Source organism: Clostridium sp. TW13, from assembly GCF_024345225.1.
GTDB lineage: Bacteria > Bacillota > Clostridia > Clostridiales > Clostridiaceae > Inconstantimicrobium > Inconstantimicrobium mannanitabidum.
This window is the reverse complement of the sequence record NZ_BROD01000001.1, coordinates 2,212,549-2,234,600: the sequence shown is the minus strand read 5'-3', so window position 1 is coordinate 2,234,600 and position 22,052 is coordinate 2,212,549. Positions and strand designations below refer to the sequence as shown.

The following is a 22,052-nucleotide window of genomic DNA, read 5'->3' as shown; positions in this document are numbered from 1 at the left end:
TTGAAAAAATAATATATTAGTGTTAAAATAATTGTCAGAAGAAATTCTGGCAATTATTTTAATAAATAGATTAACAAAAGAAAAAAAGTTATATATAATTTAAGTATATTTAATTTAAAGGTGATAAGATATAATAATATAAATAAGCAATAATAGAAGGAGGAATTTGAGAAATGAGTTTAGTTCCAATGGTAGTTGAGCAAACTAATAGAGGAGAAAGATCCTATGATATATTTTCAAGATTATTAAAGGATAGAATTATAATGCTAAGTGGAGAAGTTAATGATGATTCTGCAAACTTAATTGTTGCACAATTATTATTCTTAGAAAGTGAGGATCCAGATAAGGATATTTATTTATATATAAACAGTCCAGGAGGATCTATAACTGCAGGTATGGCTATCTATGATACTATGCAATATATAAAACCAGATGTTTGTACAATATGTACTGGTCTTGCTGCATCAATGGGAGCATTTTTACTATGTTCAGGTGCAAAAGGAAAAAGATTTGGTCTTCCAAATAGCGAGATTATGATTCATCAACCTCTAGGAGGGTTCCAAGGTCAAGCCACAGATATAGATATACATGCCAAGAGAATTTTAAAGATAAAATCTACATTAAATAAAATATTAAGTGAAAATACAGGAAAGCCACTAGAAAAAATTCAAGTGGATGTTGAAAGAGACTATTTTATGGATGCTGAAGAAGCAAAAGAATATGGTTTAATTGATAGAGTTATGGTTAAAAATGAATTAAGCAAAAAATAACTATTTCATATTGAACCCATTGTGAGGTGAATTTAATGGCAAAAAGTGATGATAAAAAACAATTAAAATGTTCATTCTGCGGAAAAAGTCAGGAACAAGTAAAGAGACTTATTGCAGGGCCAGGGGTATATATATGTGATGAATGTATTGATTTATGTTCAGAGATAATAGCAGATGAATTTGAACAGACAGTTCAATTTGAATCAACTAGTTTACCAAAACCTGAAGAAATAAAAGAATATCTTGACCAATATGTTATAGGGCAAGATAAAGCTAAAAGATCTTTAGCAGTGGCAGTTTATAATCATTATAAGAGAATAAACTTAAATGTAGAAGATGATGATATTGAATTACAGAAAAGTAATATAATGCTTTTAGGACCAACAGGATCAGGTAAAACATTATTGGCTCAAACATTAGCAAAACTTTTAAATGTACCTTTTGCAATTGCAGATGCCACTACACTTACTGAAGCGGGTTATGTAGGAGAAGATGTGGAAAATATCCTTTTAAAGCTTATCCAAAATGCTGATTATGATGTTGAAAGAGCTGAAAAAGGAATTATATATATCGATGAAGTGGATAAGATTGCAAGAAAATCTGAAAATCCATCAATAACAAGAGATGTATCAGGAGAAGGTGTTCAACAAGCACTTCTAAAGATTTTAGAAGGAACTGTAGCTTCTGTACCACCCCAAGGTGGCAGAAAGCATCCTCATCAAGAATTTATACAAATAAATACTTCAAATATTCTATTTATTTGTGGTGGAGCTTTTGATGGCATTGATAGCATAATTGAAAAAAGAACGAGAAAGAGTTCTATTGGATTTGGTGCTGATATTGAATCCAAAGAAAAGAAGGATATTGGAAGTTTATTGAAACAAATAATGCCAGGAGATCTTTTGAAGTTTGGATTAATTCCTGAGTTTGTAGGAAGATTACCAATAGTAGTGACTTTAGAATCACTTGATAAAAATGCATTAGTAAATATACTTCAAAAGCCAAAGAATGCTCTTGTTAAACAATATAAAAAGTTATTTGAATTAGATAACGTAACTTTAGAATTTGATGAAGATGCATTAATTGCAGTGGCTGAAGAAGCAATAAAGAGAAGTACTGGAGCTAGAGGATTAAGAGCTATTTTAGAAGAAGTTATGACTGAAATAATGTTCGATATCCCATCTAACGAAAGTATAGTTAAAGTGAATATAACAAGGGATGTTATTGTAGATAAAAAACAACCTGTAATAGAATATTTACCTGAAGGTGAACAAAGACCTGTTTTGAGAAAAGCAAAGGTAAAGAATAAGAAAGGTATAGAAACTGCATAACAATTATAGAAAAGCTTGCTTTTTAGCAAGCTTTTTTTAGTATATTAATTTCCACTACAGGTAATAATATGAGTAGTTACTAGTGGAGGTGGGTATATGAATAGTGAAGTTATAAATATAATCAATCTATTACAATTAATAATGACTGGAATTATAGTGTTTCTATTATTAAGTAGTTCAAAAAATACAGTCAATAATAAAAAGGTTATTGAGAAAGAAAGTACTAAGCAATTAGAAAAACTTAACAGGATGAAGAGTATAAGTCTTACAAAACCTCTTACAGAGAAAAGTAGACCTGAGAATTTTGAGGAAGTAATAGGTCAATCTCAAGGAATTTTAGCTTTAAAGGCTGCATTATGCGGACCCAATCCCCAACACGTAATAATATATGGCCCACCAGGGGTAGGAAAAACTGCGGCAGCTAGGCTGGTGTTGAGTGAAGCAAAAAAGAAATCGATGTCACCTTTTAAGTATGATGCTAAGTTTATAGAAATAGATGCAACTACCTTGAGGTACGATGATAGAGGTATAGCTGATCCTTTGATAGGAAGTGTTCATGACCCGATTTATCAAGGCGCAGGAGCGCTAGGTGTTGCTGGTATCCCCCAACCAAAAGCAGGAGCTGTGACTAAAGCACATGGAGGAATATTGTTTATAGATGAGATAGGAGAGTTACAGCCAATACAAATGAATAAACTTTTGAAAGTTTTAGAGGATAGAAAGGTATTTTTAGATAGTGCTTATTATAGCTCTGAAGATCCCGAAATACCGATATATATTAAGGATATCTTTGAGAATGGTTTTCCGGCAGATTTTAGACTTATAGGGGCAACTACAAGGAGTCCAGAAGAAATACCTCCAGCAATAAGGTCACGATGCGTAGAAATATTTTTTAAGGCTTTAGAAGAAGATGAAATAAAGCAAATTGCTGAAAATGCAATTAAGAAGGTAGGATATAAAATTAGTGAAGACGGATTAAGCACAATAGCAAAATTTTGTAGCAACGGAAGAGAAGTTGTTAATCTAGTACAACTTTGTGCAGGTCTTGCAATTAATGATCATCGGGATACAATAAAGGAAAAAGATATAGAATGGATAATAGAGAATGGTCAATATACAATGAGACCAGAAAAGAGAATAAATAAAGAACCTTTAGTAGGAATTGTAAATGCATTAGGTGTTTATGGGGCTAATATGGGAATGTTAATGGAGATAGAAGCATCTGCAAGAAAGATAGGTAATAGAAAAGGTGTAATAAAAATTACTGGTTTAGTGGAAGAAGAAGAAATTTCAAATTATAATAAGAAAATAAGAAGAAAATCTACTGCTTTTTGTTCAGTAGAGAATGTATTGACAGTATTAGATAATTTATTTGAATTGGATTGTAAAGATTACAATATTCATGTAAACTTTTCAGGGGGAATACCTATGGATGGCCCTTCTGCAGGAATAAGCATAGCTACTGCAATATATAGTGCTATTATGGATATAAAAGTAAGTAATAAGGTAGCAATGACTGGTGAGATATCATTAAGAGGAGAAGTGAAACCTATAGGTGGAGTGAATGCAAAGATTTCGGCTGCTATTAAAGCTGGGTGCAATACAGTTATAATTCCTAAAGATAATTGGGTTGAAAGTTATAAAGAAATTAAAGGGATTAGGGTGTTAGCTGTTACAAATATTAAACAGGTTTTAGACTTGGCTTTAGTTAATTTCTATGATAAAATAGGTAATATCAACAAAGAAAGTGTTGATATTTTATCAGCTAAATCCATGAATTAATATAAAGGTTGCTGTTGACAGCAACCTTTGTTTTACTATTAAGTGTTTATATAAGGAGGAAGGCAACATGGGGAAAAAATTAGAAAATCTTCCTTTGATACCATTGCGAGGAATAACTGTTTTTCCTAATATGGTGTTACATTTTGATGTTGGAAGAGAGAAATCAATAGCAGCTGTAGAAAAAGCCATGTTAGATAATCAAAGAATTTTTCTTTTGACGCAAAAACAGGCCAAGGTAGAACTACCTGAAAGAGATGATTTATTTGAAGTGGGTACTATATGTACCATAAAACAGATGGTGAAAATGCCTAAAAATAATATTAGAGTATTAGTAGAAGGTATAGATAGAGCTACTTTGGTATCAATTAAAGAAAATGAAGATTATACTGAAGTTGAAGTTGAAAAGTTTATAGAGGAACAAGAGGCTGATACAGAAACTGAAGCTCTTATTAGAATGTTACAAGATGAATTTGAAAAATATGCTGAGCTTACAGGGGTAGAAACAGAAGAATTTTTTACAGAAACAGAGGACTCTAAGTCAGGAAGTTTAGTTGATTCAATAGCTTCATATATAATTTTGAAGCAAGAGGATAGACAAAGAGTATTGGAGATTTTTGATGTAAAGAAAAGAATAGAAGAAGTGATTATATTCATCAAAAATGAAATTGAATTGGTTAAGCTAGAAAAGAAGATAGGCTATAATGTAAAGAAGAAGTTAGATAAAAATCAAAAAGAATATTATCTAAGAGAGCAGCTAAAAATTATTCAAGAAGAACTTGGTGAGGAAAATCAAGAAAAGAAAGAAATTGAGGAATATGAAGTCAAGATTAAAAAGGCTAAATTGCCTAAGAAAGTTAAGGATGTAGCTGATTATGAACTAAAAAGATTAAAATCTAGTGAAATGCATTCTTCAGAATCTTCTGTTATAAAAACATATCTTGATTGGGTGCTTTCCATTCCATGGAATAAGTCTACTAAAGACAACTTAGATATGAAAGTTGTAAGTGATGTTTTGGATAAGGAACATTATGCATTAGAGGATGTAAAGGATAGAATAATAGAATATTTAGCAGTTAAGAAAAAGGTAAATAGCTTAAAAGGACCTATCTTATGTTTAGTGGGACCTCCTGGAGTAGGAAAAACTTCTATAGCTAAATCAGTAGCGAAGGCCCTAAATAGAAACTTTGTGAGAATTTCCTTAGGTGGACTTAGAGATGAAGCTGAGATAAGAGGGCATAGAAGGACTTATGTGGGAGCAATTCCAGGTAGATTAGCCTATGGACTTAAGGAAGCTAAATCTAATAATCCTGTATTTTTGTTAGATGAAATAGATAAAATGTCTCAAGACTTTAAAGGAAATCCGGCAGATGCTCTTTTAGAAATATTGGATAGCGAGCAAAATAAAGATTTCAGAGATAACTATATGGAATTAAACTTGGATTTGTCCAATATATTGTTTATCACTACTGCGAATACATTAGATACAATACCTGAACCATTAAGAGACAGAATGGAAATAATAGAAGTGTCAGGTTATACTTATGAAGAAAAGTTTCATATAGCTAAAAAATATTTAATACCAAGACAACTACAAGAAAATGGTGCTACTTCAGATGAAGTAGTAATTAATGATTCTGCATTAAAGGTTATAATAGAAAACTATACAAGAGAATCAGGTGTAAGAAGTCTTGAAAGAACTATTGGAAGACTTATAAGAAAATGCATAAAAGATATGATGATAAATAATAAAAGTAAAATTAGCATAAATGCTAGTTCACTTGAAAAATATTTAGGTCAAAAGAAGGTTACTTACGATAAGATTAACCAACAAAATAGGATTGGTGTGGTTAGAGGATTAGCATGGACTGCATATGGTGGAGATACTTTAGATGTTGAAGCTATTATAATGCAGGGCACAGGAAAACTTGAGCTGACTGGTAAATTAGGAGATGTAATGAAGGAGTCAGCTAAAGCAGCATATACTTATGTAAGAGCTAATGCTAAAGAATATGGAATAGATGAAAACTTCTATAAGGATAAGGATATTCACATACATGTACCAGAAGGTGCAGTTCCTAAAGATGGCCCTTCTGCAGGTGTAACCATGGTAACAGCGTTAGTATCTGCATTGTCAAATAAGCCAGTTAAGTTTAATGTGGCAATGACAGGCGAAGTAACATTAACAGGAAGAGTATTACCTATAGGTGGTTTAAAAGAAAAATCATTAGCAGCTTTTAGAGCTGGAGTAGATACAATAATTGTTCCAAAGGAAAATGAGAGGGATGCTAAAAAACTTCCTCAAAGTATTAAAAATAAGCTAAAGATAATATTTGCAGAGAAGATCGATGATGTTCTAAAAAATGCATTATGTGGAGTGGATAACAATGAAAATTAATACATCTGAATTTATAATTTCAGCAGTAAAAAGAGAACAATATCCTGTAGACAATAGAGTGGAATTAGCGTTTGTTGGGAGATCTAATGTTGGAAAATCTTCAATTATAAATGCGATAACTAATAGAAGAAAATTAGTAAAGGTGTCTCAAACTCCAGGAAAAACAAGATTAATTAATTTTTTCTTAATTAACAATGATTTTTATATGGTGGACTTACCTGGTTATGGATATGCTAAAGTTTCTAAAAAAGAAAAAGCAAGTTGGGGAAATACAGTTGAAACTTATTTAACAGGTAGAGAACAACTAAAGAGAGTTGTTTTATTGGTTGACTGTAGACATAAGCCTACTGGAGATGACATTTTAATGTATAACTGGATTAAACATTTTGGTTATGATGTTATTGTAATAGGTACAAAGAGTGATAAACTTTCAAGAATGAACCTAATGAAAAGCCAGAAAGTAATTAAAGATACTCTTAAATTAACATCAGAAGATAAGTTGTACTTTTTCTCTTCATTGAACAAAGAAGGTAGAGATGAATTAATTGATTTAATTTTTGATGATGTTGTAGAAAGTAAAGTAGAAGAAAATAAGTAATTAGAATATAAAATATATAAGCAGATGGAAAAGATAGTTCCATCTGCTTTTTTACGCATAAAATGTAGTAATGCAAATTGAAAAAAATATTTATTTTTTTTATAAAAGATGCAGTGTCAAAAGTATAGGCATGGAATAGTATATACTATAAAACAAATCAAAATTAAATATTTAGGAGGAATTTTATCATGGAAATTAATGAAATCCTTAATGGTCTTGGAGATGGAACTTGCAGAACTCAAGGAATAAACCCAGCATTTATTCCACAACAACGTGGATGCAATGGTATCTGGTGGGTAATCATATTATTATTCTTCTTCTGTGGTGGTGGATTTGGAAATAATAATATGAACAATAATAACTGCTGCTGCTGCTGCAAACACAATAAAAATGCTAATGCTAATATGAATAACAACTGTTGTGGACAAGAATTCTTATGGTTTATAGTAATTATTATATTAATTTGCGGCTGTGGAAATAACGGATTTGGAAATGGCTGCGGAACTGGCTTCGGCTTCTAAGATTATACCTTTTTGTTATCCTAGTTGGAAATAAATGAAGAGATTAGGGTAGTTGTTGGAGGGCTATATGCCCTCCATAAAAACAAAATATTTTATATAGTTTAATTACATATTGATATTTAAGTATACATAAGTAATATTTAGGAGGCTAATATGGGAAAACATACTCATAGTAATACGGGAAATAATATGTTTAATAATATGGATTTCCAACAGTTGGCATCTATGATGTCAGGATTATCAGGATCAACCCTTAATAATCCTGCAGGAGAAGGTGGAACTATACCTAATAATAATAATAATAATAATAATCCAATGAATGCTGGAGGATTTGACTTTAACAGTTTAGCATCTATGTTTGGCATGTCAGGTAATGGTATGTCTATGCCCAATGGTGGTATGGCCATGAATCCTCAAATGAATCCAATGTTTACATTGCTTAATATGCTCATGAGAAGTAGAAATGCTAATAATTTTAATAGAGGAAATATTAATCCTGCATATTATAACAAACCACAAAATGCATTTGCAAGTACAGATAATATTGGAATGCTTAAATCTTTAAGAGAAGTGGTAGATCCAAGTAAGGCAGCTTTTTTAGATAAAATAATAAAAATGTATGAAGATGGAGAAATAAAAGATTAATATTAGTGTATAAAAAAAATAATATAGACCATAATAAGAATGTAACGGAGAGTAATCTCCTAAGCTTATGAAGAGATAATCTTCATAAAAATTTAAACCCCCCATCCCCCTTTTGGGTCGCAAATGCGGCCCTTTTGATTTTTAATCTAAAGATATTCCGCTTATCTTATATTGATCATCCTGTAGTCTTATATAAACAGTCATTTCTATTTGTTTAATATCATTCTTATCATTTTTATTCTCTTTTAGAAATCTCAAATTCCAGTTGTATTCAGTTGGAATTCCTTTTGAGTTGGATTTTGTATCAGTGAAGAAACTATCCTTAAATTTGTAGGAATAATTATTTTTAGCTAATCTCCAAAGTATAGATTTACTATAATAATCTACATCATTGTGAAATATATCGGGTATTTCATCAGGTTCATAAGGATTTTCAACTATATCAATTATAGACTTTATTGCATTTAATCCAAGTATGGTTGATTTTTCATAAGAGATATCTTTATAAGCGTTTCCTATATACATATATTCTTTTATTGAATCAATGCTTTGATACATATCAAAAGAAACGAATCTAGGAGTTTTATTATTGGAAAAATCAATTACTCCTAAGGTGTTGTTGGTTGAAGAATACACATCCTTAAAATCATCTGTACACCAGCTGAATATGTGTTGTAAGCATGAGTTATCTTCAGAGGATTGTATAAGTATTTCAGGTATATTGTCACGATTTAGATCTAGTAGTTTTAAATGTATAGGATCTATCTTAGAACTATTACCTAAACTATTTAGTGGTCTTGTTGGATTAAGTATATAATTAGAGTGTCCGCATTGAATAGAAGCAACATATTTATTTTTATTAACACTTAATGTAAGGATATCATTATTTCCATCACCATTAAGGTCACAGTTTATTACGTTAGAATCTTTTAATTGTGAAAAAACTGGTTTAGCATCAGGAACGAAATTATCCTTCTCTGCTTTATATAATATTGTCATTAAAGTTAAAGAAGCTATTATGCAAAAAAAGAATAATAGATATAACACTATCTTCACTTTAGGTGATACATCTGATTTCATATAAACCTCCATATAAATTATTTATTAAATTATATGAAGAATGTATTAGAATAAGTATAAAGTTTAAATAATTTTATTAATTATTAAGAAAATATGATAATTCAAATTTGTGAACTTAGTATAAAAAAAGATTTATCTAAAATTAATTAGATAAATCTTTTTTTGTTTATTAATCCCTGTTGTTACAATCAGGGCAAACACCGTAGAAATAAACTTGGCTAGATAAAACTGTATATTTACTATTTTGTTCAGCATCTTTGTTTAAATTCTCAAGATTTAAATCAAAAATATCATCTACTTTGCCACATTTAATACATTGAATGTGGGGATGTGCATCAGTGTTGGCATCATATCTAAAATTATTCTCTCCAACATTGAGTTCTTGCACCAATCCAACTTCCACTAAAGTTTTTAGAGTTTTATATACAGTTGCTAAACTCATGGTTGGATATTCATCATGTATAGCATTGTATATAGCTTCAGCAGAAGGATGTGCCACAGTACTTTTTAAATATTTATATACAGCTATCCTTTGCGGAGTAAGTTTTAGCTTTTTGTCTTTAAATATTGAAATTAAATTATCCATAAAATAACCACCTATAAATTATTTATATTATCATAGTATAACAAAGGAGAATTATTGTCAATTAACATATAGTGGTACAAGATAATTATTTTAACCGCTTTAGTTTATTGATGAAATAACTAATAAAAATAGTTAATAGATAATCATATAGTCCAAAAAGTATTTCTGCTAGCACTAAAAGAAGTCCAATTGAAATTTTATAATTATCTATAGGGAGTAGTAGAAAATTAAATAAAACATAACTAACAAACAAAGTTAGGTTGAAATATGCATATTTAATTAGATACTCAAAAATTCTATTATGTGTCTTTTCAGCAAAATATTTTATAATCCCAAACAATCCGAAAATACATATATAAAGAATCATTATTCCCTTATTAGGTAATATAAAAGATAATGCAGAAGTTGCCACATATACAAGAAAAGCATATTTTACATTACAAGTAACAACCATTAGTGGAATCATGGCTGAAGCAAGAACTAAAAGAGCTATTTTATTTGTAGGTAAAATACAAGCTAAATATAATAGTACAATGCTTAAAGCTGTAAATAAACCACCTTTTGCTATATAATTACTTTTCATGAATAACCTCCTAGGTATTTTGCTATATACAAGGAATTAGGTCGCCACCACAGCATTCACACATAGAATCTAAACACCATAAATTTATGCATAGATTGCAGAAATCTGCATTATTTGAAGTTTGTCTATATGGACTTCCATAGGATCTATTTTGATTTCGTATGGAATTAAGTGTTTGGCGATATTCAAAGTTATTTGGATCTAATGAACAAGCTGTTTCTAGATAACTCACAGCACTATCATACCAACCTTTTTGTAACATTACTACACCGTATAAATAATTCCATTCTGCATCTCTAGAGCCTAAGGAATTTAATTGACTTTCTGCTTCAGCAAATCTTCTATTAGCTATATTCATTCTAATTTGTGCATATATATTTGAATTATCTCCATAATTATGAGCGGAAGAATAAGAATTGCTACTATAGGAACTGTTAGTCTTCTTATTTTTCATAAGATAATCATAAGCTTCGTTTACTTCTCTCATTTTCTCTTCTGCTAATTCCTTTAATGGATTTGTACCATATTGGTCAGGATGATATTTTTTTGCAAGCTCTCTATAAGCTTTTTTTATTTCAGCTTCAGTTGCATTTTCATTTATTCCTAATATTTCGTATGGGTTCCTCACTAATTAACACTCCTTCTTGAACAATTATTGTTGTCTGTTAAGTTATACTTATTTAATATAACATCATTTTTATTCATAATACCAAATAAAAGTATATTTTCAACAATTGCAGAGTCCTTAACAAAATTTAACTCCTTAAATGAATTATAACATTGAGAAGAACAAGACAAAAGTAAAAATTCAATTCTTTCTTTTTGAGTTTCAAATAATATTTTAAACTCATAGTTGTTGGGATTCATTGCAGCATTTATAGGATTATATTTATTATCCTTTAAATCTTTTTCTAGATCATCTACTGCATCTATTATATAAATCCATTTACCTAAATTATATCCTAAGGTATATAATTTTTCACGAAGTTCTAAGCTATCATTTAATAGACTTAAAGGATAGCTTTTTAAAAGAAAACCTGTAAGCTCAGCAAAAGGATGAGCTATTTCATCAATATTTTTACAATCTGAAGCTTCCATTTTGTTTAAATTATCAAGTTCAGTAACTATCTTATTATGTATATTTGAAAAGTGATGTTTGAATTTATTGCTTCCTTTATTAAGAAAGATTGATGCTAATTTGGCTTTTAAGCTTTTATCATCGTTAACATCATCTATAAGCTTATAGTAGAATAAGATTATATTTAAGTAAGAAGTATAATTCAGAGCATCTGAATTTATTATTTTGAGTTTCTTTTTTGTTGGATGCACCAAACAAAAAAATTGATCATAAGATATATTACCTTCTTGTAATGAATCTAGTAAAATAGCTAAAAATGTCATGTCATAGCTTAATGACAATCTTGGAATGTTTCCAAAGTTCTTTTTAATATAATGGCATAAACCACAATAATATGCTTTGAATTTTTCATAATCTTTTACTTTCAGTTCCATTTTTAATGGAGTGACATATCCAAACAAATAATCAGCTCCTTATGCAAATATGGATTAATTATACCATAAAATTAAAGAAAATATATATTTGTAGTGTAAGTTAACATTAAATTTAATAATAAAATTAATTTAATGCGCTACTTTACTTAGTTTATCAATAGTGTTACACTAAAAATAGTATACCAGTACTTAAGGAGGAAATTGATATGGCAAAATATAAAGTGGGCGATGAGCTAATAATAGTAAATGATCCAACAAAAGAAGCAAAGCAATTAAAGAATTTGTGTAAATTAAATGTAGATGGCGGAGATTTTGCACAATTATGCTGGGGTTTAAAAATAATTGATGTAGTTTATGATAAGCCAAATGTTACATTAACATATAAGAATGCATCTGGAGATGTAAATAAGGTGTTTGCAGTATGCGCAGACATTGAAAATTTTGATCAAGAAAAAGTTTTAGAAAAAGCTTTACTTAAAGCCTTTCAAAATGAAATCATTAATTTATCAGTGGTTAAGAATTTCATAACAAAGAAATAATGATTTGTAAAGATAGCCATTAAGTACAATAATGGCTATCTTTATAAATTAGATATGAGCTTGAACCGAGAAGAAATAAGTATCTTAGGATGTTTATTTCTTTTGCTTTAGAAATTTATTTTTTGTAACAAAAAATTATGAATAAGAATAAATTATGAATAATATACAAATTTTTAGGAAACATAATGTATTATATTGTATATTGCAGTAATATATACTATAATTATTTCTAAAGCATACTGGGTTTGGGGGGAGTTTTATGGAAATATGTCCATTTTGGTCAAGTGTAAATGAATCCTTTGAGTGCAGCTCTGAATGTCCATTTACAATAAGCAAGAATAAAGAATTGGAAGAATGCCCATTTAAGTTTGTTGAAGAGGTGAGCAGTACTAAAATTGTTGATTTTGAGGATGAAATTGATAATGAGGAGAATTTTAACTTATAAAAAGTAATTTTAAGTGAATAAATGTGTGGTTTGGGTATATAAATTAATATATAATATAAGCCGACAGTAAGTTTATAATTTACTGTTGGCTTTTTGTGTTTAACTTTAAATTAAAACATAAAAATTTGGATATAATTTTAGTAAATATAGTTTGGGAGGGCAAAATGGAGTTAGATAAGTATCAGAAGGAAGCAGTAAATAGTAATTCAGCAAATACATTAATTATAGCTCCTCCAGGATCAGGAAAGACAACAGTACTACTAAATAGAATAAAGTATTTAGTTGAAGAAAAGTATGTTAATCCTAATAATATAATAGTGTTGACTTTTACTAAATCAGCAGCGTTAAACATGAAAGAGAGATATCTTAGGTTAGCGAATAATAACGAAAGCCCTTTTTTTGGAACTTTTCATGGACTTTTTTTCAAAATATTAAAAAGATATAAAGGAGAAATAAATATTATAGATCCAAGGGAAGGATATAATATTATTCTTAATATATTAAATAAAAAATTATCTGAGGTTGGAGATGAAAAAATAAAAGAGGTATTTAATAATATTTCTAACTTAAAATGTTCTAATGTATCATTAAATGAATTTAATTCAACCTTGGATAAGGAAATATTCACTGAATGTTATTTAGCATATGAGGAAAACAAGAACTCGAAGAATCTTTTGGATTTTGACGATCTTCAAATAGAATTCTATAGACTTATCACCGAAGATGATAATATTCGACGAGGGTATCAAAGACTTTTTAAGCATATATTAGTTGATGAATTTCAAGATTGTGATGGAATGCAGATTGAAATTTTGCAAAATTTAAATTGCAACAATTCTATTTTTGCAGTAGGTGATGAAGATCAATGCATTTACTCATTTAGAGGTTCAAAGCCACAATGTATGATAGATTTTCATAAGTTTTTTGTTGAAGGAGAAAAAAAGTATCTATCATATAATTATAGAAGTAATAGGAACATAGTGGAATTCTCAAAAAGTTCAATAGTAAATAATAAAATGAGAAATGATAAAAAATTTGAAGCATCTAAAGATACTTTAGGTGAATTAGAATATTATACTCCTTTCAATGAAGAAGAGCAGGTTAATGAAATAATTTCAAAAATAAAAATACATTTATCTAATAATGATAAATTATCTGATAACGTAATAATATACAGAACTAATATAGAAGCTAGAAGCTTAATTGATGGTTTCATTAGGCAAAAAATAGATTTCTCTTTTTTAGATAAGGACTATAATTTCTTTGAGCATTTCATTTGTGAGGATATTTTAGCATATTTAAAGTTATCAATAGATCCATTTGATTTAGATGCGTTTACAAGAATTATTAACAAACCTTTTAGATATATAAGCAAGATAGCTATTGAAGAGGTGAAAAAAGGCCTATATAAAAATAATCTTTTTGATGAATTAAATTCTGTGGATGGTATAAAGCCATTTCAAAAGAAAAAAATTGAAGATTTAAAAAAAGATATAGCTAAACTGAATAAGATGTCATTAAAATCAGCTATTGACTACATATTAAATAACTTGGGATATAATGATTATTTAGTAGAGTATGGTATGAAATATAAAATCAATATTGATGAAATATTTCAGATAGTAGATGAATTTAAGAGTGCAGCATATCCATTTAATACAATAATGCTACTGTTAGCACATGTAAAGGAAACTAAAGAGAAACTTGAAGATATAAAAAAAGATAAAAATAGGGATGCGGTTTTATTTAGCACTATTCACGGAGTAAAAGGTCGTGAGTTTAAGAATGTATACTTTATTGATCTCTCAGAAGATTATATTCCACATAGAAGTAATGATAATGTAGAAGAGGAGAGGAGATTATTTTATAATGTGTTTATACTTATAGAAATTAATAATATTAGTAACCAAAAGTAGTATAAGATTAGGAAAAGTAATATGTTATAAATTTTATAATAATTAAAAAAAGTTATATAAAACAAAGAGTTAGAATTAAAGTTTTTAGGATGTATTTATATCTACAATATAGTTCTTGTCTTAAATATTTATATCGAAGACTTAATTATAGGAAACAGTATGATTTAACTACATTGGAATTTACATCTAAATTATTTAAAATTAGTTTTGTTTAATTATAACTATATTAATATTATTTTACACTTTGACAAATTAAGAGTTATAATATAATTAAAATAATAAAGAATATTATTTTAATTATATTATAACTTTATTTTATTATTTTAGAGTATGTTTTCAATCAAATTTGCAATTTTATATGTGGTATAAATAAGCCTAATTTAGATGTTTTCATTTAATGTTATTGTAAGCAAGTTTGAGGAAATCTTAAATTATAGTGTATTGGTTGATAGGCTTATGATATGTGGAGGGATGCATGTCTTTTGTAGAATATAAAGTTAAAGAAAAAGAAGTAACAGATATATGTTTTGGGAAAAAAATTAGAAATAGGAAAGCAGTTATAGTTGAAAAATATACAGATGATTTTGGAGTTGTAGTAGAAATACCTAGTTGTTTAAACAAACTTTTGGTGAGATTTAGAAACAAGTCCATAAATAATGCAAAGAATTTAGCAGAAGTTATATGTCCTTTTTTAAATTTTGTAAAGTTGCAGATTATTGAAGAGAATGATCCTAAATTTAACATTCTAATACAGAAAGGTATATATGGGTTGAATTTTTATCATGCATCAAAATATCTCAATTATTGTATAATGGTAAAAGAAATAAAGCGTATAACAGCCATTCAATATACACAACGTATTTTGGAGTTTTATGAGAACCTTATAGATTTAGGAGTACTAGATAAAAATGAAGTTGAAATAAAGTATAATTTCATAACAATTGAAAAAGTGGGGAGAAAAAAAATATATAGAGAGAATCCATTTATGAGAGAACCATATGTTGTATGTTATCCGTCAAAAAATCAGATAAAATTAAATAAAATAGTTAATATGGAAGAACATTTGTGGCAGTTATTTTTACAAACCTCTGAGATATTTGCGCCAGATATAACATTGGGAATTGCATTTCAGATGTTTGGAGGAGTAAGACGTGGGGAGATTGTTAATTTATCAATACAAGATATAATTCCAACAAGCATAATTGATAAAAATAAAATTAATATTAAAATACAAGATAGAAGTAAAGAATTCTTTGAATTAAGAGAGAAAGTAGAAATTTCTAAATGTGGAGTTAAAAAAACTAGATTACAACAGGTAATAAATTTTAATGGAAGATTGAATATATATTATGAAAATCATCTCAAATTAAGAGACAAAATATTAAAAAAAAGTGGACAAGTTACAACAGCACTGTTTATAGACGAAAATGGACTCCCTATGTCTGGAGTAAGATATGAGCAAAGATGGGCTAAAGTGAAGAAAGAATTTTTGAAAGCATTAAATTTAAATGCATATAGGTATTACACCGAATTGTCTGAAAATAATGCGATTTGGGGTACTCATATAGGCAGAGGGATATTTACTAATTTATGTTTAAAATATGGATTGGCTAAAAATGCTAGAGAGTTAGCGAATTTAAGAGGGGATACGTATGTATATTCATCGCAACCATATATAGATAAATTTAATTTAGTGGATGTAATAAATAATAGTTTAAATAATCTAGGGGAATGAAATGAGTGAAAATGATAATATTAAATTTGATGAAGCATGTAAGTTATTAAATGTAACTAGATATATGTTAATTAAAATTGCAAAAGAACATGATCTAGAAATGAAAATTATATATGAAAATAAGCATAAAAAATTTCTAGTAGATAAATCAAAGATTGAAGAATTGGTGTGTTTACAAAAGCAATTTTGGATGCAGCATTATACTTATACTTTTTGTGAAAATAAATTTCAAAGCCAACTTTACAGATTAAAAGCAATAAAAATACCTCGTTATGCAAAAAAATTGCAATTCTCAAGCATGAAAGCAAATGCAAAGGACTGTAATTATGCATTTGCTAAAAAGGAAGTAGATTATTTAATATCACAAGTATATAGGAAAACAGATATAAAGATTAATAATGATTACATTTTAGAACATGAATTTATGAAAATGTTAGGAATAAATAAAGAGTTATTCAATCTATTTATAAAAGAATATAAATTAGAGTGTATTGGGATAGAAAATAATAGGTATTTCTTAAAGCGAGATTTAGAATTTTATAAAGAACGACAAAAACAAATAGAAGATACATATATTACAGCATCAATGGCTCGAGAAAAATATGGAGAAAAAGTAAATGATACTTTATGGCATAAGTGTAAAGATAAATTTATAGTGCCTTGTTATTGTAGACAATTGAATGGTGGTATCAGTTTCCAGGAATATATATATCGTGAAGATGAGGTTGAATATTATGAAAATATAAAGAAATTTTATAATACAGTTGGGAATAATGATTTTGAGACAGTCAAGTTGAGATTAAATTTATGTATTGATAGGCTTAATATTTTCGAAAAAACAACATATACAAAGGAAAAATGGTATGATTTTATCTCGGAAAAATTAATTAAAGCAAAGAATAATAGCGCTCAAAGTAGAGATTTGATGATCTCAATTTTTGTAAGGGCAACTTTGGATTTAGAAGAACTAATGTTTAGGTCAAATGTAAATGAAGTATATTTAGTAAATACAAGCCATATAAAAATGTGGTTTAAGCAAGTAACTAATATGAGAAAACGGGAGTATTTATATCAATTTCTTGGAAGAGTTAGTGAAGATATTAAACTAAAATGTGAAGATATAAAAATATTATGTAAAGGGTTTAAGTTTGATAAGATAGAAAAAGGGAAAGTTGATAATAATAAAAAAGCCAAAAAGGATAATAGTGAAAGTATATATAGTTGTGATATATATTTTAAAGTTTTTATACATTTAACTGATATTAAATTGCATACAAGAAGAACGATTGATTGTATTAATGAAAATAAAGATGGTGTGGAATATTTATCAGTATGGTTATATACTTTACTTCATTTAAACAATGGTTGGAGACATGGTGATATTACAAAGTTTCCGAGAATTTATTTTAAAGATTTATTAGATGAATACAATATTGATAATATAAATTGGTTTTATTCTAATAGTATATCTTGTGATAAAAGTAGAAGAATTATTGCAAGAATAGTCCAATATGATTTTAGAATGTCTAAAACAGACATATATGGACATTTTTTTTGTTCAGATCGATTGGCACCTGCTATTGCTACGGCTATACTCATGTTAGAGTATATTTATAATTATATGTTAATAGGTATATTCCCTAAATTAGATGACCCTATTATGCAATTTAAAATGTCAAAATACAATGAACCAGGAGAAGTATTAATAGAAAAGTGTTTTAGAGGATGCCAGATTAATAATTTTAAGTTTTCATCTATGAAGATGAATAGAACTGTATTAACATTAATTTACAATACTGCTTGTGAGATTTCTCCATCTGGATATAATGCACTTATATTACCTAAATATTTAAGAGCACACATTGAAGATATGTCAACTATTCAGTATATACAGTTTACTCCAAGTCAATTAGAATTTTTATCAGAGGAATTATTTGAACGAGGCGAATTTGGTTTTATTACAGATGCATTATTGAATATAGTAAGTCATAAGCCGCAAAAATCTATAGATAGAACGAAAGAAATAAAAATAATTAATAATTTATTAGGGGACAAACAAAAGCAGGAGGCGATAGGAGCAATGCTTAATCATTTTAAAGATGAAAAGGAGGAGATAGTTCAATTGCTTAATGAGATGAGTTATGAAGAATGCTTAAAGGTGCTCTCTAAGATTTATATGAGCAATTTACCATCGAGGAAACTAGATATTCAATGTCTTTTTTCAGAGCAAGGGTGCCAATTCACTGAAGGTAATTGTGAAATTTGCAAATATAGCATACCAAGCATATATGTATTAAAAACGCTTTGTAATACATTAAAAGAAGAGATGAATCTATATATAAATACAGATAGTATTGGGAACAAGTTAAAATTATCAGGTAAAATACACAGAAAAATTGATATTATTATGGAAGCAATCGAAAAGTATGGTAGAGAATATGTGTATAATAGTATTGATATGACAAGAAATGAATTTAGAAGTTTATTTTCCAGAATTTGTGAAGTAGAGGATTTAATAAAATTAATGTAGAGGAGGAAAAAATTTGTCAAAGAAGACTACTCTAAATTTTATTAAGGTTGAAGAAGTTCAATATGAAGAATTCAATTTAAATCAATTAGTTCAAGGGATAAAAAATAGTATAGAAATGAACGATATTTTACTTAGCAGTAAAGAGGCTAAGGGCACTTATCACTATGAGCAAGAATATATTGGAGAATTCAATGAAAACTTATGGATAATGAGATGCCATCTATCTTGTGGAAATGCATATTTTGATTTTTCAAAACTTGAAAAATTAAGATTTAAAAATTTAATTACTGATGATATTATTTTAATAAAATGTTGGATTGCAGAAATGGTTATAGAGCAAAAAAATATGCATGAAGATAAAGTAAAGGTTATAGATACTCAGCGTATAAGAAAAAAGTATAGTGTAGTTGTTAATTTTATAAGAGAAAGTTTAAATTTTAATGCTGGATATTTAGATGAGGTTAAAGGATCTAAATTAGAATGCTATTTTGATAAATTTAAAAATGATAAACTTAAAGAATTTAAAATTAATACAATATTAGATTATATTGATTATATATTTGACAAGGTCCCTATAAAGCGTTCAACAATTCTAATTGATTATATAAAAAAACTCAGAAATAACTTACAAAAACTTAATATTGTAAATAATGTGAGGAAAATTCCTAGCAGTAAAGATATATTACTTTTTGCAAATTATGTAGATATTTTCTTTTCAGATGAGAATTTAGATGATAAATTAAAATTGTATTATATGCCTATTCTAATTTGGTGGAAAGTAACTTCAATTATTCCTATGAGACCAAGTGAATTTGCAATAAAATTGAAAAGAAATTCTTTACTTAAAGAAGATAAGGATTACTATTTGGAAATTGATAGAGTCAAAAAGCGCACAAAATTCATACACAAATCTTTGCCTGTGCTAAAAAGGGTAAAAATAACTAAAGAAATATATGATATGATAAATATATATATAGAACAAACTAATAAGTATGGATATTCAGAAACATTAATATCCTATAATGCCATTGCAGCATTGAGAAAAGAAGTTTTAAAAATTTATCCGTATTTTAGAAATTTGGGCAATCAGTACAATGATAATAAAAAAATAGATAGGGATGTATTTACCAATAGAGTGATGGGAGATATGCTAAAAAGTTTCTATTCTTTTGTAATACAACATATGTATGCGGATACTATTATACAGCAACAACTTAAGCCGGGAGATACAAGACATATAGCATTTACTTCTTTACTTTTACAGGGATACTCACCCATAGAAATTGCAATTTTAGGAGGACATACATCTTTAAAATCCTTAGATAATTATACTTGTTCCACAAATTTATATATCGATAGTGAGGTATTAAGTATTATCAAAAATAACATCAATATACTTACAAAAAGTAGTAGTAAACTTATTGATAAAGTTTTTAATATGCCTAAACAATGTCCAGTGTCAGTTGAGAAATGTTTTGAGGCAGAAATAGATGGAAAAAAGTTAGGATATTGTACTGCTGATTATATAATTAATCATAATCCTTGTGAATCAGATTATTGTGATAAATGTTCTAAATGGTGGTGTGAACCTACTGAATTTAATTTTCTATATTTAGAAAAAATAATTAAATATAGGCTACAGAATAAGGATAACAAATTAAAGCGAGATATTGAATTTTTATTATCTATAATGAAAGAATTAGGGATAGAAATCAATAATGGAGAAATGATTATTGATAACCAAATTGTAGAAGGTTTGAAAAGGTTCTCTGTAGAACTTAATTCTAGTGCGAGAGATATAATTAATCTCAAGTCTCAATTAATATATCCTAGTGAAAATAACAATAGATTGATATCTGATATTCAAGATTTGTTGCCAACAGAAGAGGTTACTAGAATTGTTAGTAATAAATCAGTAGAGTTGAAAAAGCAATTGGAGGATAGAATCATATGCCAAGACCAAAATCAGAAATAGATGAAAACGAAATTTATGAGATTATTCATTTGTATGTAATAGAAAAATTAAATGGAATTGTTAGTAAACTCAGTAATAATGGAGTATACAATTTTAATAAACAAATAGCACAGAATCCTAAGTTTGCACGCAAAAATGGAGAATTATTCAAGTTATATAAATATCAAGTTTGGGGTGGGCAGTATAAGGGGGAAGATGGTATTGGCAAAAAGAAGATTAGAGAGATAAAGGAAAATAATACAGTTAGGGTTATTGGGGAAAACTTTACCCCTTCAATTATAGATATAATTCAATTAGTAAATGATTTACATTCAAAGCCAGAAAAATTAATTAGCAGATTATGCAAGATCTTTGAAAGAAAAGAAAAATTAATTGGTGAATATGAAAGTAGAGAAATCAAATATATAAAACAGATTGCACAATTAAAACAAAAACTAGAAATGATGGATAAAGGAATTACTAATTTAATGTTTCAAAGTCAATCACCCGGAAATTCACTTAATGATATGTTTAATATGACACAAAAAGAAGATAGCATTTGCTTTTATGAACTTAAAAATATATTTAATAATGATAACGAGCGCATTATGGGCCTATTAGAATTAACTCATAGTAATGAGGATTCAAAAAACAAAATTTTAAAATTAAATTCTAAATTAAATAATGATAAATATAGTAGACTTTAATATTGTCTTTTTTAATTATATAGTAATATTAGGAATGTTGATAGCAAAGTATTAACTGTGCTTAGAAATAAACTGAATATTGAATCTGAGGTTTTTATGTGATTTTCACACCAAGGGTATTTGTAAGTTTTAGACTAAATAAAATTTATAGACAAAATCAAGAATTAGACATACTTGGACAAGTTACGTATAGTTAATATTAAATGTGTATAGATTATGAGATAACTAGATATGAATACAATTATCTAATTGCCAAGTAAATAAATGCAATACTTTTAAACGTACTTTGTAGGTTATTTATATTTCATAGAAAGGGTATTGGGGTAAAAATTAGGGGGAAGAATTTCTGGACAAAGGGAGTTATCATTTAACTCCAAAATATTTCTTATAAACATGAATAATAATTGTGGTAATTAATGAGAT

19 protein-coding genes are annotated in these 22,052 nt (G+C 27.9%); 14 read left to right on the top strand and 5 right to left on the bottom strand.

Features of this window, described 5'->3' with window-relative positions; all coding sequences use genetic code 11:
* The first annotated feature begins 173 nt into the window (after positions 1 to 173).
* The 7 genes from clpP (at position 174) to OCU47_RS10955 (ending at position 8,042) form a co-directional block, all read left to right on the top strand.
* Positions 174 to 770 carry an ATP-dependent Clp endopeptidase proteolytic subunit ClpP gene (gene clpP / locus OCU47_RS10985; protein WP_261828645.1) on the top strand — a complete coding sequence of 199 codons (597 nt, stop codon included), beginning with the start codon at positions 174 to 176 and terminating at the stop codon, positions 768 to 770.
* A 35-nt stretch (positions 771 to 805) separates the two neighbouring features.
* Positions 806 to 2,101, top strand: coding sequence for an ATP-dependent Clp protease ATP-binding subunit ClpX (clpX, locus tag OCU47_RS10980; protein WP_261828644.1), 1,296 nt, complete (start codon positions 806 to 808; stop codon positions 2,099 to 2,101).
* Positions 2,102 to 2,197: 96 nt separating this feature from the next.
* Positions 2,198 to 3,883: an ATP-dependent protease LonB gene (lonB, locus tag OCU47_RS10975; RefSeq protein WP_261828643.1), complete on the top strand. Its 1,686-nt coding sequence runs from the start codon at positions 2,198 to 2,200 to the stop codon at positions 3,881 to 3,883.
* A 67-nt stretch (positions 3,884 to 3,950) separates the two neighbouring features.
* On the top strand, positions 3,951 to 6,278 hold the full coding sequence (gene lon, locus OCU47_RS10970) for an endopeptidase La (RefSeq protein ID WP_261828642.1): 2,328 nt from the start codon (positions 3,951 to 3,953) through the stop codon (positions 6,276 to 6,278).
* A complete protein-coding gene (gene yihA / locus OCU47_RS10965; protein WP_261828641.1) occupies positions 6,268 to 6,876 on the top strand; it encodes a ribosome biogenesis GTP-binding protein YihA/YsxC in 609 nt (202 codons plus the stop codon). The genes lon and yihA overlap by 11 nt, the downstream gene beginning before the upstream one ends.
* Before the next feature lie 188 nt (positions 6,877 to 7,064).
* Positions 7,065 to 7,397, top strand: a complete 333-nt coding sequence (locus OCU47_RS10960; RefSeq protein ID WP_261828640.1) for a hypothetical protein — start codon at positions 7,065 to 7,067, stop codon at positions 7,395 to 7,397.
* A 153-nt stretch (positions 7,398 to 7,550) separates the two neighbouring features.
* Positions 7,551 to 8,042, top strand: a complete 492-nt coding sequence (locus OCU47_RS10955) for a hypothetical protein (protein WP_261828639.1) — start codon at positions 7,551 to 7,553, stop codon at positions 8,040 to 8,042.
* A 141-nt stretch (positions 8,043 to 8,183) separates the two neighbouring features.
* Here the strand turns inward: OCU47_RS10955 and OCU47_RS10950 are convergent, their stop codons facing one another.
* The 5 genes from OCU47_RS10950 to OCU47_RS10930 form a co-directional block, all read right to left on the bottom strand.
* Complete coding sequence (locus OCU47_RS10950; protein WP_261828638.1) at positions 8,184 to 9,122, bottom strand: hypothetical protein; 939 nt, start codon at positions 9,120 to 9,122, stop codon at positions 8,184 to 8,186.
* 169 nt (positions 9,123 to 9,291) lie between these two features.
* Positions 9,292 to 9,708 (bottom strand): transcriptional regulator PerR, encoded by a 417-nt coding sequence (gene perR / locus OCU47_RS10945; RefSeq protein WP_261828637.1) that lies wholly within the window; start codon positions 9,706 to 9,708, stop codon positions 9,292 to 9,294.
* Between the two features lie 85 nt (positions 9,709 to 9,793).
* Positions 9,794 to 10,291 carry a hypothetical protein gene (locus OCU47_RS10940; RefSeq protein WP_261828636.1) on the bottom strand — a complete coding sequence of 166 codons (498 nt, stop codon included), beginning with the start codon at positions 10,289 to 10,291 and terminating at the stop codon, positions 9,794 to 9,796.
* Between the two features lie 22 nt (positions 10,292 to 10,313).
* The gene (locus tag OCU47_RS10935) at positions 10,314 to 10,919 is read right to left on the bottom strand and encodes a J domain-containing protein (RefSeq protein ID WP_261828635.1); all 606 of its coding nucleotides are present in this window, start codon (positions 10,917 to 10,919) and stop codon (positions 10,314 to 10,316) included.
* Positions 10,919 to 11,830, bottom strand: coding sequence for a DUF5685 family protein (locus OCU47_RS10930; RefSeq protein ID WP_261828634.1), 912 nt, complete (start codon positions 11,828 to 11,830; stop codon positions 10,919 to 10,921). The genes OCU47_RS10935 and OCU47_RS10930 overlap by 1 nt, the downstream gene beginning before the upstream one ends.
* A 179-nt stretch (positions 11,831 to 12,009) precedes the next feature.
* Between OCU47_RS10930 and OCU47_RS10925 the strand changes: the two genes are divergently transcribed.
* The 7 genes from OCU47_RS10925 to OCU47_RS10895 all read left to right on the top strand — a co-directional run bounded on the left by OCU47_RS10925 (position 12,010) and on the right by OCU47_RS10895 (position 21,629).
* Positions 12,010 to 12,342 carry a hypothetical protein gene (locus OCU47_RS10925; RefSeq protein ID WP_261828633.1) on the top strand — a complete coding sequence of 111 codons (333 nt, stop codon included), beginning with the start codon at positions 12,010 to 12,012 and terminating at the stop codon, positions 12,340 to 12,342.
* A gap of 259 nt (positions 12,343 to 12,601) precedes the next feature.
* The gene (locus OCU47_RS10920; RefSeq protein WP_261828632.1) at positions 12,602 to 12,787 is read left to right on the top strand and encodes a hypothetical protein; all 186 of its coding nucleotides are present in this window, start codon (positions 12,602 to 12,604) and stop codon (positions 12,785 to 12,787) included.
* Between the two features lie 164 nt (positions 12,788 to 12,951).
* Positions 12,952 to 14,703 carry an ATP-dependent helicase gene (locus OCU47_RS10915; RefSeq protein WP_261828631.1) on the top strand — a complete coding sequence of 584 codons (1,752 nt, stop codon included), beginning with the start codon at positions 12,952 to 12,954 and terminating at the stop codon, positions 14,701 to 14,703.
* A 475-nt stretch (positions 14,704 to 15,178) separates the two neighbouring features.
* Complete coding sequence (locus tag OCU47_RS10910) at positions 15,179 to 16,438, top strand: hypothetical protein (RefSeq protein WP_261828630.1); 1,260 nt, start codon at positions 15,179 to 15,181, stop codon at positions 16,436 to 16,438.
* Between the two features lies 1 nt (position 16,439).
* On the top strand, positions 16,440 to 18,968 hold the full coding sequence (locus tag OCU47_RS10905) for a hypothetical protein (protein WP_261828629.1): 2,529 nt from the start codon (positions 16,440 to 16,442) through the stop codon (positions 18,966 to 18,968).
* A gap of 13 nt (positions 18,969 to 18,981) precedes the next feature.
* Positions 18,982 to 20,943, top strand: coding sequence for a hypothetical protein (locus OCU47_RS10900; protein ID WP_261828628.1), 1,962 nt, complete (start codon positions 18,982 to 18,984; stop codon positions 20,941 to 20,943).
* Positions 20,919 to 21,629, top strand: a complete 711-nt coding sequence (locus tag OCU47_RS10895; protein ID WP_261828627.1) for a hypothetical protein — start codon at positions 20,919 to 20,921, stop codon at positions 21,627 to 21,629. The genes OCU47_RS10900 and OCU47_RS10895 overlap by 25 nt, the downstream gene beginning before the upstream one ends.
* Positions 21,630 to 22,052: the final 423 nt, after the last annotated feature.